This window comes from Furfurilactobacillus milii (genome assembly GCF_021654115.1).
In the GTDB taxonomy this organism is placed as follows: Bacteria; Bacillota; Bacilli; order Lactobacillales; family Lactobacillaceae; genus Furfurilactobacillus; species Furfurilactobacillus milii.
This window is the reverse complement of record NZ_JAIWJF010000004.1, coordinates 13,344-29,986: the sequence shown is the minus strand read 5'-3', so window position 1 is coordinate 29,986 and position 16,643 is coordinate 13,344. Positions and strand designations below refer to the sequence as shown.

Sequence of the window (16,643 nt, the reverse complement as noted above, 5' to 3'; positions counted from 1 at the left end):
CGCCGTGGGACCGGTTCAAGCCCGAAGTGCACGGTCTTTCACCTCGCCGTAAAGCCTCGTGAAGACCGCGAGTCTTCACGACCGTCCGTAACCTAAATTCGGGCAAATCACCGAATTAACGTTACCTTCACGGCTCGGTATCAATGTTGCCGTCCTCCAGCTGATATAACGGTGAATTTCATTTACAACATTAAAATGGGCAGGCGACCAACAATCTACTTCACGAGTGGAGATGACCGAAGACAGAGTTCCGTGTCGGCAACACTTGGCGGCGGGACTTTGGCCGCTTAGTGTTGCGGGATGACTTATGAGACGTGGGTTTCGGCTCATAATCAAGGTTAAAGACTCCGGGTTTAAGGAGGCTGAGACCGGTCCCAACGGAACGGCGTTTTCGGTCAGCGTAGCGGTTGTCATCAAGAATGTTATGTCGTAGACAATTTAGAAGTAAACAAATACCCATCGCAATGGTTAATTTCCGTTTGCGATGGGTATTTGTGTGGTATTGAAATGGATCAACGACCCTTGTCATCAACCTCAGGAGCATCCGTGTGGTACAGTCCTTCGATTGATTTATTGCCGTTTTGACTGTACAGCGAGGTGCTACCGACACCGCGATCACGTTCGATCTGCTCGGCTTTCTGTAAACCCTTCGTGTACTTATATTTACTAGGATCAACTGTGGTAAAACCATCTGGTTTGTAGAATCGCAATAGGTTCTTTTGATTCAATGAATCAGAGAGACTCAGTTCCTTAGTCACCTTGGCCTGCTCGGCGTCTGTGTGTTTCTTCTGTGCAGCCGTTAGGTTAGCTGGTTGACCAGTTTTATTACTGTAGATGGTGCCGGAAAGAGACGTGTAGGTCGGTGTCACAAAGTCTTGATTGCGGAAAGCCACAACCTGATCATGGTGTTTGGAGAAGAGGTCGGTACCGAACTGCACATACTTTTTGGAGTTGATGCCCAGTAAGTGGAGCAGTGTTGGCTCAACGTCAATTTCACCACCATATTGATGCTCAATCTTGCCATGACCATTGCCCGGAATATGAACCATAAATGGCACACGCTGTAGTTGGGCATTGTCGAAATTGGTCCAGTTGTCTGGATCTTTCCCAAGGACACTGGCAAGGTTCTTATTTTCTGAATTGGAAATCCCGTAATGATCCCCATAGATGACGATCATTGATTTGTTATAAAGCCCTGATGACTTCAGGAAGTTGAACAGTTCCTCAACGGATTGGTCCAGATAGTGGTTCGTGACAAAGTAGTTATTCACTGCGGAGTCATCGGTGTCCGTTGTTTTAAAGTTGGGATCCTGGTCTTCCTTGTTCAGTTCAAACGGGAAGTGGTTCGTAACGGTCAGATATTTAACATAAAACGGCTGTTGCAGGTGTTGAAGGTACTTTACAGAGTCGTCAAACAACAGCTTGTCCTTCAACCCATAACCCATGGAACGATCACCGCTGTGATTGTAATACGGTTGTGAGAAGAAGTATTGATAACCCAAATTTGGATACACGTTATTTCGGTTCCAGAATGTTGGCACGTTACCATGGAAAACGGCAGTGGTGTACTTTTCAGGTGACTGTTCGAGAATCGCCGGTGCGGCTTGGAAGGTTTCATCGCTGCCCAGTTGGGCAAACAACGATCCTTGTGGCAGACCATACGTACCAGCTTCTAGCATGTTCTCTGCGTCAGACGTTTTCCCTTGGCCCACCTGATGGAAGAAATTATCAAACGCATAGGTATCCTTAGAGTGATAAATGCTGTTTAAAAATGGCGTGACTTCTTTACCATTAACTTTTTGGTCAATCGAAAATTGTTGGAAACTTTCAAGGTGAATCACAATCACGTTGCGACCCTTAGCGGCACCAAACATCGCTTTATTTGGAGCAGCGTAATGTTTCTGCGTAAAGTCAGTGACATCCTTTAGTTCAGACTTGGTGGCCGCGGCTCGCATTGAAGATGTGTGCCATTCACTAGCGCCATCGTAAGCGGTGAAAAAATCTAGTCCGAGATACTTAACCACATATGTCCGGTCAAACGTCCGCGTCATTAGTTGAGACCGGTCCATTTCAGCGACGGCTAAGTTGAACGTAATAAACATAATGGCAAACGAAGTCACGGCGAAGCCGGTCTTTTTCGGCAGTGCTAGTTTGTCAAACTTCAACCAGCGAAAGGCAAACAGCAGAATTAAAATGACTAAGTCTAGCCAATAAAGGACATCATGAGGCATGGTCAGGGCGAGCGAACTGCCTGATAAGCCTTGATTGACTTTGTCGTAGCCGGTCATTGTCGAAACTGTCATGTAATCGGTGAATTCACGGAAGTAAATCACGTTCAGATAAAGTAAGACAGTATTTAAGATGTAGGTTAACGTCAAGATTGGATAGAAGAACCGCGCCCGCCGTGCATAAAAAGCGAGGCCGAATAATAGAAGGCTGGTTCCAATCGGATTGATGGCGACAATGAAGGCTTGGACGGGGTCACTAATGGAAATGTGAAAGTCGACCGCGTATGCCAACATCGTTTTGGCCCAAAAGACAAAGACCAGAAGCCAGAACAAACCGATTCGGGTGTTAAGTTTTGCTTGCAGCTTACGCATGAATCAAGGTCCTCTTTTTAAATTTACTCGTCAAAAAGCATATGACATAGTTTACCACGTCGGCCAATAGCTGTTCACTATTGGCAAAATGACCTTACGCAAACTTTAACCGGCTAAAGAATGTTTACGTTCCGCAAAGAAGCCCGTCAATTTTACTTAACAACGGTACCGTCGTGTATAATAGAGTCTAGAAAACATTAAAATTTGGGGGTTATTAACATGGCATCAGTGACACTGTATTTAGTCCGTCATGGACAAACTTATTTTAATATTTATAACAAACTGCAAGGGTGGAGTAATTCACCGTTGACCGACAAGGGTCTAGCAGACGCCAAGTCAGCGGGTGAACGGCTAGCTAATGTGTCGTTTGCTGCAGTCTATTGTTCTGACACAACGCGAGCACAACAAACAGCGGCGACGATTTTGACGGAAAATACGGTTTCAAATGTTAAACAGCCGATTAGCAGTCCGTTTTTCCGCGAACAGTTCTATGGTTCCTTTGAAGGCGAAAACATGAATTATGTGTGGGATCAAGTCGGCCGTCCACATGGATTAAATGGTTTTAAAGAAATCGAAGAAAAATATTCGATTGCCAAGGCGAAGGACCTCATGAAAGAGGCAGATCCGTTTCATGATGCCGAAAGTAACGACGAATACTGGCAGCGAATCGATCGTGGTTTCGATTTGATTCGTGAAAATGACGGTCTTTCTGATGGCGATAATGTACTAGTTATCAGTCATGGCAATACGTTGCTCAGTCTAATGGAGCGTTACGGGGGCGGCAAGTACGATCTCAGCGTCCGTCCAGAAAACGGCAGTGTGACCCGCCTCGCCCTCGATGATCAGAAGATTACAGTGTTGGGGTATAACGAGAAGTGAGCGTGACAAGCCCGGGTTTGAAGCCGAGCAACAACAGGAATTGACGATTGTGCAGGTGCTTTTTGCCTGTGCAATGGTCAGTTTCAGTTGTGCACAGGCTTTAGGGCTGGGAGCGCGTTATGGCTATGTAGCAGTCGAGAATCAAGCGGTCTTTGCTTGGTTTTCATCAGCTTCGGGTTATGCACAGCCTTCTGGGCGACAGTGACACGTTTTGGCTATGTAGTAGTTTTGCCTGTGCAATGGTCAGTTTCAATTGTGCACAGGCTTTAGGGCTGGGAGCGCGTTATGGCTATGTAGCATCAGCGACATCAATTTAAATAAAAAACTAAGGAGCAATTAATGAGTTTATTTCACTGGGGTAAGAAGAAAGAAGAAAAACCAGAACTTGATATTGAACAACTTAAGGGAACGGACGGCAAGGTTTACGAAGATGCTGTATCCGTCCGCCTAGCTGTTTTTGTCGACGAACAAGGTATTGATAAGGAATTAGAGTTGGATGGTCATGACGAAGACGCAACGCACTATGTTGGTTACGATCATGGCACACCGGTCGTGACGGCGCGGGTCAAAGCCTTAGATGATGATCTACTTCAGATTCAAAGGGTTGCAACCATTGACTGGGCACGGCATCGTGGTTACGCCGTCGCGCTGATCAATCAAATTACGGCTGATGCCAAGGAAAATGGTTTCAAGACGCTATATCTAGAAGCGCAAGAAACGGCCATCAGTTTTTATGCCAAACAAAGTTTTGAAGCTTATGGTCAACCATTTTTGGAAGTTAACATTTGGCACCGTAAGATGACTAAAGAATTATATCCGGAAGAATAAGACAGTAATGTCGTTGCGGACGTCATAATGAATTTTGGCAACATGCATTAACCAGGAGGTGGGTGGATGGCGCGAACAAGTTTGCGCGACACCAGTAATGGTAAAATTTTTAGCACGGCGAATTTAATTTTCGGTATTGGCCAGATCAGTAAAATGACGGATGTTTCAACTCGTCAACTTCGTTATTGGGAATCAAAGGGATACATTAAGCCTAAAGAGCGCGAAGACGGTAATACGTCGCGTTTGTACGGGTATGACACGTTTTTAAAAGTGTCTGGTATCAAACTGATGTTGGACGAGGGTTACACACTAGCTGCCTCTGTTGAACGCACAGATGCCTTGATGGCGGAAGCGTTCAATATTCGTGGCTTTTTGCTGGATGCGTATCATGGCGAGGCCACGATTGATGGGCAAACAATGCTAGACCTTGGTTATTTTGATGAAGATCATACGCAACGTTTGTACGCTCACAGGACGGCAGATAACCGCGTCCATTATGTTGTTAAACCAGAAAATGGAGCAAATTGATCGATGATGTCTAAATCACGTTTGGAAGCATTTAGTGATGGCGTTTTTGCCATTTTGATTACGATTCTTGTATTGGAATTTCATGTTCCAGAATATCACCAAGGCCATTTAGCAGCGGCAATTGCGCAACAATGGCCGGAATTTTTAGCTTATGCAGTCTCTTACTTTTATGTTGGGACGTTATGGCTCTTTCACCACGATTACTTCGCGAGCCTGAAAGTGATTGATCGAAACTTGAACCTGATTAATTTGTTATCGATGTTTAGTGTCACGTTGTTAGATTATCCAATGAGCCTGGTGGCGACAGCCATTGCGGAACGAAATACTGCGGACATTCGTGTGTCGTTTATGATTTATTCAGCAGTGGCGTTATTCATCTCCTCCGTTTACTACGTGATGTATCGCTATCTGTACACCCATCAACAGATGATGGACAAGAACCACTTTGTGTTTGATCGTGGTATTAAAATGGACCCCTTACGGTCAATCGCATTGTATGGACTAGCGATTATCACCTCAATTTGGTCCAACTGGATTGGCGGACTTTTGCTGTTGGCAGGCATTGCGTTTCACTTTATTGCGTACTTGCACCTGAGCCGTAATCGACGTCAAACCAGCAAGTTGGAGGTTTAACTTTTATGTGTACCAGTATTTTTCAAATTGCTTGTGACGGTACGCACGTCCTATCACGGACGATGGATTGGCCGACGCTTGATGTAAGACCGACGTTTGTGCCACGGAATTATGAATGGCAAAGCGATTTTGATCATCGCGTGCATAAAAATCAGTACGCGATTGTTGGCAGCGCCTTTCAATTGCCACATCGCATCGATATGTCTGATGGCGTTAATGAATGGGGACTGACGGCGCAGAAATTGACGTTTGCCAATGGTTCCAAACGTGCTGTTGAGCGGCGTGATGACAAAGTACAATTGGCGCCCTATGAGTTTGCGTTCTGGCTGCTGGGGAACTTTCGGTCTGTGGCAGAAATTGAAGCGCATATCGATGAAGTCGAGCTCATGGCTGACACATACAGTGACCGCAAGTATGGGCAGTCGGAACTGCATTTTGCAGTGGCTGACCGCACTGGGCGAATGGTAGCCATTGAACCGACGATTATGCCAATGCGGATTGTCGATGACCCACTGGGAATTTTGACAAACGTGCCCAATTTTGAAAAGCAGATTGACCGATTAACTGACTATATGGAATTTACCCCTGAATTTCTGGCGGGGCAGGTTCCGTTAAATACCGCCAAGGTCACTACCGGTAACTTATCGGGCAAGTCGATTCCACCTGGTTCCTATAGTCCGTCGTCACGCTTTATTCGTGCGGCTTACTTCAAGGAACGAGCCAATCAACCATTTAATGAAGACGATGCCATTATCAGTAGTTGGCACTTATTGGATGGTGTAGCGGTACCGAGAAACACAGACCATCAGCAAACGTATTCTGTTTATCGTGCAGCAGCGGTTTGCGAGAGTCGCACGTACTACTTTGAACCATATAATCGAGAAAGCATTGTAAAGCTGCAGCTAACTGATGACATGTTGGCGTGGCAGAAACCAGTCTTTTACGATGTGGCTGATGAACTGCAAGTGACATCGGTACGATAATGTGACGGCAAGTAGATTGTCGTTCAGAAATAATTAATTTAACAATATAAAGAAGACTTCATGCTGATAAGATTACCAACATGAAGTCTTCTTTATTATGATGACGAAAAGTATCATTTATCGATCAAAAAAACGGTAGTGTCGCAAAATGAGATAAACAACGGCGCCAAGCGCAATCATGATCAGAATGGTGATTTGCCAGCCATAGGGATTGTGCTCAAATGGTAGCGCAACATTTTCACCAAAGAAGCCAGAAACGATAGTCGGCACAGTCATGATAATTGAGTACGCTGTCAAGAATTTCATTGTGTTGTTCAGACTGTTATCAATAAGGTTTGAATAGGCATTTGACACACGCTCAACCACGTCCGAAGCCATCTGGGCCATTTCTAGACCTTGTTGAGATTCAACTAGTATATCCGTAATATGTTCATTTTGATCTGCATTGACCGGTACGACTGGGGTCCGTTGCAGATCCTTAAGCATGTCTGTGTTGGTTTTTAACGCAGTCAGATAGTAAACCAAACTTGTCTCAAGGTCCATGAGTTCGTTAATGGCACTGTGTTCAGGATTGGTTTTCAAACTCCGCTGAATTTCTGCCCGCCGCCGATCAATCCGATTGATCTTGTCCAAATAAGTCGTTGTCAGTTTGTACATCAATCCTAAAATGGCATCGATTGGTTGTTGTTGCTCAATGGGCGGCAATTTTAACGCTGAGTTGGAATTGATAACCAGATTATGCACATAGTTCGTGGTACCGCTGGTGAACGTATAGACTCGTTTGCCCTTGAACAGAAAACCAATTGGCGCCGTAGCTGCTTCAGGGGAATCATCAGGCAAATCAGTGATGACATTAAAAATCATCAGTGAAATGCCTGCTTCCTTGTCAAATTCGATACGGGCACGTTCACTAGGGTCGGTTGCGTACCCGTACATTTCTTCGGTTAGTTTGTAACTCTGAATGAGGCGGCGATGCTCAGCAGCTGTCTCATCCTGCACATCGACCCACTCAAAGTTATTATTGATTTCAATTGGTGTCAGCATAATTTGCCTCAAAAATTCAGAATAAAATCATTTAAGTCCTATTATCCATAGAACCATGGAATCGCAATTGTTAGAACAATAATCAGAATCAGCGCTAATAGATGACGTGTTTTGTGGAACCAAGTCAGAGCTGCATATTCACGAATGAGACCGCGATGATAGTAATGTGACCGTGTCGGCGCAGCAATGCCACGACTGTTTAACTTGAGCATCGCCGCGAACACTGAGGCACGAAAGACGTGAAAGTTATTGGTCACAAATTCGATTGTTGGGTGTGGCTCATGAATGACATCGAGTGAATATTGAAAGTTTTCAAACGTACTGGTTGATTTTTCTTCCAAACGGATAGCCGCGGCGGGATAACCGTTTTCCTTCGCGTAGGCAGCCATGGCCGAGGATTCACTGACAGTTTCATCAGCGCCCTGACCGCCGGACATGATCAAAATTGGCCAGTCACCGGTCTCGTCTTTGGCAATACTGCCAACGCGCATCGCAGTGTCCACACGCGATTTCAATAGCTTAGACAGTTGATCGCCATGATGTAACCCACTGCCAAGCACGATCACGTAATGTTCACCGTGCAGTTTTGTTTGACGTGGGTAAGTCCAAGTGGCCACAAGGAAGTCAGCAATCGTGATACACATGTAAGCACCAAACAGGGTGAGTGCTGTGTTGACGTACTTCATTGGTGTGAGTAAGTCGGTAGGCCAGACGTGAGCTGGAATAAAAGGGAGGACAGCCAGCGTAAGTCCAAGGATGATCGCAAAAATGGTTAACGCGCGAAAATGACGTCGTAATGGTCGAAAATGCCAGTTGATCAACATGATCCAATCAAATAAACCAAGCGTGAGGGCCAAGAAAGCGAGTCCACTGAGAATCCGCCAGCCAATATGGTGAGTGTCCGACAGGGATGCCAATAAAATAATTGGCATGCCCAGTAAAATAACGGCTCCGACGACGAGATACCAAGAATTCAAGAGGCGTCGAGGATCATGACGATAACCAAAGATAGCCAAGGTTACGGCCACAATAAAAATAATAGCGGGAAAGAAAATTAGAAAATTAGTCACTTGCGATAATGAAAACATGGAAACTCCTTAACGTGATTGATGGCGTTCAGAACGAGTTGTGTATTTCTTCTTAGGTGAACTAGGTGTCGATTGTTTGCGAACGGGAGCAGTTGCTTGGTCATCAGTAACAAACGACGAAATGGTTGTCGTGTGACTCAGCCGCTCGAATAATAGTGGATACGTTGGCATTATTGTTGCCAGAACGATATCCACCATGAAGATGAGGATCATCAATACTGTAAACGTACCAATTAGTCCAAATGACGTTAATTGACCGTGAATATTAAAAATATGCTGTAGACCAAGGCCAATTAAGATAAGTGGAATATAAATAACCAAATTTCGAATGATCACCTGTAACCATGAAGCGGTACGCCAGTTGGTTGCCTTAACTTGCAGGTAGACAGCACGCAGGCCAATTGTAGTACCCTTGAAAAGCCCCTGTGGGATGAACACAAAGAGCAACAACCCCAATACTAGCAACAGCCACATGTTGGGATCGTGATCAAAGGCGAAACTGCCAATCATGAAAATGCCAGTGAATGTGCCAACAAACAGCATGTCGATGACGAAAGCTGTGAACCGTCGTAACAAACCAACCTGATGTGCGCGTTTGGCATTTGCTGTTTCGATTCGTTCCTTACTAGGTAATAACCAGGAAAACAACGGGGCACCCAGCCAGCCAATGAAACCACCGGTCGTATTAAGGAGTAAATCATCAACGTCAAACAGACGGTAGGGACGAACGTACAAGCCGTATAAGCCAGTTAGTTGAGTAACTTCAAAGAACAGACTTAAACAAAATGACAAGATAATGGTCGTAAAAAACCCACGTTTGAAATAGTAATGGAGATAAAAGCCAAACGGAATGGTCAGCATGACATTGAAAAAAGGCTGTTGAAATCCTGAGGTGTGTAACGTTGGAATCCAAGTCGCGGCATTATGAAGACTGAACCCGGTGGCCTTAAAAGTATAGTACACCAGCAAGGGATGAAAGTTGTGTGTTGGTGTCGTTAATGCGGCCACAGAAGCCCGCGATGGTAACGGCAAAATAATGAGAAAGTATGCACACAGTAAATAAAAATAGAAGCTATAATTTACAAAGACCTGCCAACGTGAAATCGCGCCATAGCGATGATAGTGGTAAGCAAATAGCGGTACGGCCATGGCAATCGCTAAAAGTGGGAACAAAATGACTGCCACGTGAATTGGTTCAAGATATTGGCGCCACATTATCGCCACCTCCAGAAAATTCAAGATAAACTCTGCTCTAAATTGTACCACGGGTGAGCGGGTCGTATGACAGTCCAAACACGAACGTGACGAACCTTAATAAAATTAATGAATGAATCACATTATGCTTTTTTGGCACCAGTTCAAGTCATAGCGATAGTGTCGTTGTAGATGGTGCGGTATTGGCCGGAAAAAAGCGGTTGTGGTCAATAACACTAGGCAATAGAAGTAAATAGACGAAACCAATACTGAACAAAACAAAAATCGTCGCTGTGGTGCTCGCAAAGATAAGTGCTGCATCAGTGTTTAGTTGACGGGTCAATACATAAATTATTAATAGTAATAAGTCGACAGTTACGTTTAAGCCTAACCAACCCGCAGAGCGATTAGCATCATGTAGGCGACGTACAAACAACGTCAACGACGGTAATAATGCAATGATGGTGTAACCAATTAATAGAATCAGTAAAGGAAGGGCAGAAGTAGCCGCAGTGACTAGTAATCCAAACGAAAGACCACTTTTTCCAGCATCGATTGTGGATAAGAAATCACGGATAGAGTAGGTTGTGGGGATTAAAAAAATCAGGATAAAAATAATTTGCCAGAACTGCCAGCCCCAGAATTCTAGTCGGTTAGCTCGCCCACGAAAGTTTGTGTAATTGCGCCAAAATGATAAAAACGTCTGTATTAACCCCATTGGTAGGCCCCTCAAATCCAGTTAAACATTATCTAATCAAATTCTTATTTTATCATCTTTTTTTAATAAAGTCTGGTTCAACTCCTCAATTCACAAAATTTAAGTGGCGCATGATGGCTGTTTATATATTGGGATGACGCTTGCGGTTGTCAACATTGATACACGCGCCGTGGGACCGGTTCAAGCCTCTTAAGACCAGAGTCTTTCACCTCGCCGCAAAGCCTCGTGAAACCCACAAGTCTTTGCGACCGTCCGGTCTATAAATTCGAAAGAACCATTCGAATTAATAGCCCACTCACGGCTTGATATCAATGTCGACGCCCTTCATCTCACATAGTAGCAGGGGATTCTATGTAATCTATTCCTTAATGTCTAAATAGCAGCTACCAAAAGTGTATTTTCTACCATAATCAGATGGTTAAAAAACGAGAACTTTAATAATGGGTTCGCAAAAAAAGATTACCTAAACAAATTGTTTAAGTAACCTTTTGTGAACACTTCATTTTTGAACAGCAACGTTTGTGACGAATTCAAATCAGAATGAATAATGATCTAGAAAGGTTGTCCCTGGTTTAAACTACCTTCAACAGTTTCGAGAAATTTGAGAATTGTTTTGCGATCGCCCTTGCTGAACTTTTGCGCAATGCCAAGGTATGTTTCGTTAATTTCACGGTCAATTTCCTGGTATTCACGAGCTAGGGTAACGCCATCACCTGTGAGCGCCAATGTCGTTACCCGACGATCTGTTTCACTAACTTTAGTATCAACTAACAATTCTTTGTTGAGCTTACGGAGTGCTTTTGTAACAGCGGGTTTTGAGATAGCAAAGTGGTCGGCCAAGATGCTGTTAGTGACTGCTTCATCACTTTGAAGCAAAAATTGCAGAATTTGTAACTGAGTTAGGCTTAGCTGGTAAGCACCAATATGGGCAGCCGCTCGTGTTCGCAACAACGTGTTCTCATTGGTGGCGACATGGCCCATGGTCTGTCTTAAATGGTCTGCTACTTCTTCAACTGTCACTTTTGCCATGTTCAAAACTCCCTACTTTATTAATCATTTTATTCAACAGTATCGATGCTTTTGTCATCAATAGTTTTATGGTTGAGAGCCGGAGAGTACATTAGTAGACCGGCTGTATGCCGCAGTGCTCCAGGTCGTAACTCACGAAGGCTCAGTTTACTTGCCGCTGTTTGAGCGTCACGAATGTCAAAATGGTCGGCTAAATCGTAGCCAAAAAGGGCAAAGTAGTCTGGGCAGTCTGTGGTCAGAATTGCTTGATAACCTCGGACAAATGCGCGATGTTCAAGTTCATCAACTAGTTGCCGACCAACGCCTTGTTTCTGAAAGTCAGGTAGTACGCCCAGTGGGTTCAGAATGGCTAATTTTGCGGTTGGTTGGCCCTGAATATAGGCATCTGAAATCGTGCCGTACCCGACAATGTTGTCATGTGCATCTTTGCTGACAAGCTCAAAGGTAGGCAGATAGGTTCGTTCCAAACGGAGCGTGGCTAACTGGCCATCAAAGTCGATCGTCTTTTTTGACGATGCAAAAGCCGCCTTTAAAAGTTCAGCGGCGGCCTGATAATCGGCAGATTCGATTGTGTGAATCGTGTAACTCATGCACTCACCTCAAAAAGATATCCAGTTAACTATAACATTTTGTGTTTGTTGGTGGGGCCAAAACCGCGAATTTATGGGCTGAATTTCTGATTTTCATTGATAAAAGAGGGCTTATAGGACAAATGTGCGAAAATTAGGAATGATACTAAAAAACGTCACGATGTTCGCTAGTTTCACTGAACATCGTGACGATTATTGTCATTGAAATTTTAAACTAGGTTTATTCACCGCGCAGTAACTCACCGAGAGAAGGTTGTGCCTTCGTGTCGATGCCGTAGTGTTTAGCGAATTCATCAACTGTGTCTTGACCGAATTGCTTTGGATCAAGTGGCATAAATGCAGCAGCTACTGGATCTTCTGGATCGATTACAGCATTGAGGACGATTGGTTTCTTGTTGCCAGCGGCCTTCAATTGTTTAATTTGGTCAAATGCGGCATCTAGTTCCTTAAGATTAGTGGCTGTCATGCCCACAGCACCCAGTCCTTCAGCAACTTTAGCCCAGTCCGCGTCGGTTAAGTCGACACCGTAGAAGTGTTGCTTAGTTTCTTGTTGTTCATACCAGATGAATCCGAAACGCTGGTTCGAGAAGACGATGTTGATGACTGGCAATTCGTAACGGGCTTCAGTGATCAGGTCTTGAACGACCATTGAAAAACCACCATCACCGGAAAAACTCCATGCTTGTCCATCCGGAACACTTAAGGCACCGGCCAAACCGGCAGGAATGCCATAGCCCATTGTGGCAAACAGTCCAGAAATAGCAAACTTTTGATTTTCTGTCATCTTGACACCACGAACGGCGAATTCAGAAACATTCCCAGTGTCAACACCATACGTGTCGTTTGGCCCAGCAAGTTCGTGTGTCTTACGCATAACGGCTTCGGGTTCAAGCCCCTTGCTGTCATCATTGGCGCGATCGTCCAACCACTTCAACCAGTTTTGACGGTTGATGCGGTTTTCCTTGATCCAGTCTGTTTCAGGCAGTGACTCACCAGTGTCGAGTAGCGCTTGCAAATAGGTCTTGCCATCCGCAATCACAGCGTAGTCGATTGGAACAACTTTCCCAATATCAAACGAATTATCGTTGACTTGGACAATCTTGACGCCTTTCGGCCAGAAGCGTGCAAACGGATATTCAGAACCAATGAAGAGAACCAAATCAGCGTGTTGCATGGCTTCAAATCCAGGTTTGCCACCCAAACGACCGTTAGTACCCAGATAGTTCTTGTGATCCGTTTCCATTACACCAGTGGCCGGTACAGTGGAAATGACAGGGATATTAAAGCGTTCAGAAACGGCATCCAATTCTTTACGAGCGCCTTTTAAACCTGTCCCAATGTAGAGCAGAGGGTGTTTAGCATCTTTGATCATCGCCAAAGTGTCACTCACGACCTTTGGATCAATCACTTGTTTATACGTGTTGGATACCGTTACTGGTGTCTTAACGGCTTCGTAGTCGATTTCCTTGGCAGATAGGTCCTCAGGAATCGTTACAACCGCAACACCCTTGTTCCGATAAGCTTCACGAATCGCTTGATTTACAACATAAGGCAGTTGTTCTGCTGTAGTAACTGTGCGGTTGAAGACAGCAACATCCGCAAACATTGGGTCTTCATCCATTTCTTGGAAGTAGTTGGTGTTCATGACTGGTTGACCAACTTGCCCAACGAGGGCCAAAACAGGTACGTGATCCATCTTGGCGTCGTATAGGCCGTTGAAGAGGTGGGTTGCACCAGGGCCCGCAGAACCAAAGGCGACCCCAATTTTGCCAGTAAATTTGGCATCAGCGGCCGCAGCCATGGCGCCGACTTCTTCATGGCGAACCTGAATGTACTGTACTTTATCTTTTTCAAGGTACAGGCCTTCGACTGTATGGTTGATAGAACCACCAGGAATGCCGTAAACGTGGTCAACGCCCCAGTCTTCCAATACCTTTACTAATGCTTGCCCAGCAATCATTTTTGCCATAACGTGCATCTCCAATTCATTAAATATCTTGTGCTCAATTAGAATGTTAAGACTACTATTTTGAAAATGCACAGATTTATACTCGAAAGCTTACAAAAAGTAAGCAAAATTAAAAGCTCGGTTTGTTTCCAACTGGGTTAGACTAAAAGAACAGTTTATTATCATCAGATATTACTAAAGTTAGTCGGATGTCGCCTATGGTTGTCGACATTGACACGCTCGCCGTGGGACCGGTTCAAGCCTCCCAGGTTCGGAGTCTTTCACCTCGCCGCCAAGCCTCCTGAAAATCGGAGTCTTTGCGACCGTCCGTGGTGTAAATTCGGTAGAACCATTCCGAATTAACACCACCTTCACGGCTCGGTATCAATGTCGACGCCCTTCAGCTAATGTAGTAGCTGGTTTCGTAGACTATCAGCAGTCTTTAGTAATAGGTAATAGGTAATCTTAGGAACCGAATCGCTACTGTTTCTTATTTGTGACAGTAGTGGAGCTGACCAGAAATAGAGTTCCGTGTCGACAACATTTAGCGGCGTGAACTTGGCCGCTTAGTGTTGCGGGATGACTTATGAGACGTGGCTTTCGGCTCATAATCAAGGTTAAAGACTCCGGGCTTCAGGAGGCTGAGACCGGTCCCAATGGAACGGCGTTTCTGGTCGGGGTAACGGCAGACAATCGATTTGACTGACAATTAATGGTGCAGCAGGAAAGTTAATGTTGAAGAAGGAGGGTGATTAGGTTTGGCAACGGTGAACCAAAATGAATGGACAACGCGACTAGTTGTGACCGATCAAGAAGCAGGATTGAATATTCGTGAGTTGCTGCGTTTGTGGTTAATTCCCAAACGGCTGCAACATTATCTGCGAGTCCGCGAAGATGTGCGCGTTAATAATAGCTATCGTCCTTACAATACACATGTTGTCATTGGCGATGTGGTCACACCCACAGTCCGTGCCGATGAGCTGCAAACACCGGTCCAAACATACCTTCCCGATGATCACCTGACGTTGCCGATTTTGTTTGAAAATGATCAATTATTAGTCATCAATAAGCCCAGCGGCGTGAAAAGCCACCCCAATCGTACGGATGAGGCAGGAACTGTGATGAATTTTTTGACGACACAGTTGGCGCCTCAACAGGTACAACCCTGGATGGTTCACCGTTTGGACATGGCGACGAGTGGCGCGATGATTGTGGCTAAGACGCCATTAGTTGTCCCGATTTTAGACCGGCAGATCAGTGATAAACACATTCAGCGGACTTATCAGGCGTGGGTGAGTGGTCATTTTGACCAAGCAACCGGAAAGTTTACTGATGCGATTGGTCGTGATCCTGAAGACCGGCGCAAACGGATGATTAATGGGGAAAACGCCCAGAGTGCGCTAACGCAATATGAAGTGCTCGATACCACATCAACGGCAAGTCTAGTGTCGTTAACACTTAAAACGGGACGGACGCATCAGTTGCGGGTCCACTTAGCTGGTAACGGGCATCCAATTATTGGTGATCCGTTGTATCAACCGAATGCCGAAAGTTTTTCACACCAACGGATGCTTTTACACGCGGTTAAATTAAGTTTGATATTGCCTTTTAGTGACAAACGCGTCACAATTAATGCACCGTTGCCAGAGGCTTTTTCCAGATTTGGATAACGGCAATGCCCCTATGAGCAAGAAAGAAGGACTTTATCGTTGTTACACCTATTAAGCCAACTGTACGGACCGTTTTTCGACGGCCATAACTGGGCGGCGGTATTGACCAGCAGTAATGACTGGTTGATCATTGGTTCATTAGTTTTAATTGAGTGTTTACTGTCGGTCGATAATGCTGTTGTTCTGGCAGCTCAAACGACCTCGTTGAGTAATCTAAAAGAACGTGAAAAATCGTTATTTTATGGTCTCTGGGGCGCTTATCTGTTTCGATTTTTGATTATTGGTGTTGGGACGTATCTGATCAAGTTTTGGATTATCAAGGTGGCAGGGGCGTTATACCTTTGTTATCTGGTGTACCGCTATTTCCATCACCTGATTACCAAACGGAAACGACATTCAGTTGGCCAATCCGCAAATGCTGACGCAACGTCCGCTAAACCGCGACGTATCGGGCATATTTCCGTGTTTTGGTCAGTTGTCATTCAAATCGAAATTATGGACATTGTGTTCTCAATTGATTCAGTGCTTGCGTCGCTCGCAGTTTCAAACAATCCCGTCATCGTTTTAATTGGTGGCTTGATTGGGATCCTGTGTATGCGGGGCATTGCTGAAGTGATTATGAACTTGATGCGCAAGATTCCGGAGCTGGAAACGATGGCTTATGTGCTGATTGCATTGATTGCGATTAAGCTATTCATATCCATTCCAGTCATCAACATCGAAATTTCTTCAACGCTGTTTGGTCTCGTTATCTTGGTTGCCGTGGTGATCACTTTAATTATTCATTACGTGCGACGATCACGTCGGTTGTCTCGTCAAACGCGGCGCGACAACTAACGTTTTGGATAGGATATTAACCGAACAAACAATGAACGGAAAACTGAATAATAAATTTGATTTTGAAATGGCTG

Annotated in this window: 15 protein-coding genes; 7 read left to right on the top strand and 8 right to left on the bottom strand. The window is 44.8% G+C overall.

From position 1 onward, the window contains the following. Positions 1–512: 512 nt before the first annotated feature. A complete protein-coding gene (locus LDK34_RS06035) occupies positions 513–2,600 on the bottom strand; it encodes an LTA synthase family protein (protein ID WP_236941567.1) in 2,088 nt (695 codons plus the stop codon). A 219-nt stretch (positions 2,601–2,819) separates the two neighbouring features. Here LDK34_RS06035 and LDK34_RS06030 point away from each other — a divergent pair, with 219 nt between their 5' ends. The 5 genes from LDK34_RS06030 (at position 2,820) to LDK34_RS06010 (ending at position 6,451) form a co-directional block, all read left to right on the top strand. Then, positions 2,820–3,479 carry a histidine phosphatase family protein gene (locus LDK34_RS06030; protein ID WP_178943087.1) on the top strand — a complete coding sequence of 220 codons (660 nt, stop codon included), beginning with the start codon at positions 2,820–2,822 and terminating at the stop codon, positions 3,477–3,479. Positions 3,480–3,818: 339 nt separating this feature from the next. Further along, entirely contained in the window at positions 3,819–4,307 is a 489-nt protein-coding gene (locus tag LDK34_RS06025) for a GNAT family N-acetyltransferase (RefSeq protein WP_236941566.1), read from the top strand. Between the two features lie 66 nt (positions 4,308–4,373). Further along, the gene (locus LDK34_RS06020) at positions 4,374–4,835 is read left to right on the top strand and encodes a MerR family transcriptional regulator (RefSeq protein ID WP_178943086.1); all 462 of its coding nucleotides are present in this window, start codon (positions 4,374–4,376) and stop codon (positions 4,833–4,835) included. A 3-nt stretch (positions 4,836–4,838) separates the two neighbouring features. Further along, positions 4,839–5,468 carry a TMEM175 family protein gene (locus LDK34_RS06015; RefSeq protein WP_225439117.1) on the top strand — a complete coding sequence of 210 codons (630 nt, stop codon included), beginning with the start codon at positions 4,839–4,841 and terminating at the stop codon, positions 5,466–5,468. Between the two features lie 5 nt (positions 5,469–5,473). Then, on the top strand, positions 5,474–6,451 hold the full coding sequence (locus LDK34_RS06010; RefSeq protein ID WP_236941565.1) for a linear amide C-N hydrolase: 978 nt from the start codon (positions 5,474–5,476) through the stop codon (positions 6,449–6,451). A 117-nt stretch (positions 6,452–6,568) separates the two neighbouring features. Here the strand turns inward: LDK34_RS06010 and LDK34_RS06005 are convergent, their stop codons facing one another. From LDK34_RS06005 to spxB, 7 genes are all read right to left on the bottom strand, one after another. After that, positions 6,569–7,495: a magnesium transporter CorA family protein gene (locus tag LDK34_RS06005; protein WP_161001560.1), complete on the bottom strand. Its 927-nt coding sequence runs from the start codon at positions 7,493–7,495 to the stop codon at positions 6,569–6,571. Between the two features lie 41 nt (positions 7,496–7,536). Continuing rightward, complete coding sequence (locus tag LDK34_RS06000; RefSeq protein WP_236941564.1) at positions 7,537–8,583, bottom strand: YdcF family protein; 1,047 nt, start codon at positions 8,581–8,583, stop codon at positions 7,537–7,539. 9 nt (positions 8,584–8,592) lie between these two features. Next, complete coding sequence (locus LDK34_RS05995; protein WP_178943083.1) at positions 8,593–9,798, bottom strand: VanZ family protein; 1,206 nt, start codon at positions 9,796–9,798, stop codon at positions 8,593–8,595. A gap of 148 nt (positions 9,799–9,946) precedes the next feature. After that, on the bottom strand, positions 9,947–10,495 hold the full coding sequence (locus tag LDK34_RS05990; RefSeq protein WP_178943082.1) for a DUF805 domain-containing protein: 549 nt from the start codon (positions 10,493–10,495) through the stop codon (positions 9,947–9,949). A 552-nt stretch (positions 10,496–11,047) separates the two neighbouring features. Next, on the bottom strand, positions 11,048–11,524 hold the full coding sequence (locus LDK34_RS05985) for a MarR family winged helix-turn-helix transcriptional regulator (protein WP_017261458.1): 477 nt from the start codon (positions 11,522–11,524) through the stop codon (positions 11,048–11,050). 29 nt (positions 11,525–11,553) lie between these two features. Beyond that, a complete protein-coding gene (locus tag LDK34_RS05980; RefSeq protein WP_178943081.1) occupies positions 11,554–12,114 on the bottom strand; it encodes a GNAT family N-acetyltransferase in 561 nt (186 codons plus the stop codon). Positions 12,115–12,334: 220 nt separating this feature from the next. Further along, positions 12,335–14,083 (bottom strand): pyruvate oxidase, encoded by a 1,749-nt coding sequence (gene spxB, locus LDK34_RS05975; RefSeq protein WP_178943080.1) that lies wholly within the window; start codon positions 14,081–14,083, stop codon positions 12,335–12,337. A gap of 737 nt (positions 14,084–14,820) precedes the next feature. Between spxB and LDK34_RS05970 the strand changes: the two genes are divergently transcribed. Both LDK34_RS05970 and LDK34_RS05965 read left to right on the top strand, forming a co-directional pair. Next, positions 14,821–15,732 carry an RluA family pseudouridine synthase gene (locus LDK34_RS05970; RefSeq protein WP_431190214.1) on the top strand — a complete coding sequence of 304 codons (912 nt, stop codon included), beginning with the start codon at positions 14,821–14,823 and terminating at the stop codon, positions 15,730–15,732. Positions 15,733–15,771: 39 nt separating this feature from the next. Further along, complete coding sequence (locus LDK34_RS05965) at positions 15,772–16,569, top strand: TerC family protein (RefSeq protein WP_178943079.1); 798 nt, start codon at positions 15,772–15,774, stop codon at positions 16,567–16,569. The last annotated feature ends 74 nt before the right edge of the window (positions 16,570–16,643 follow it).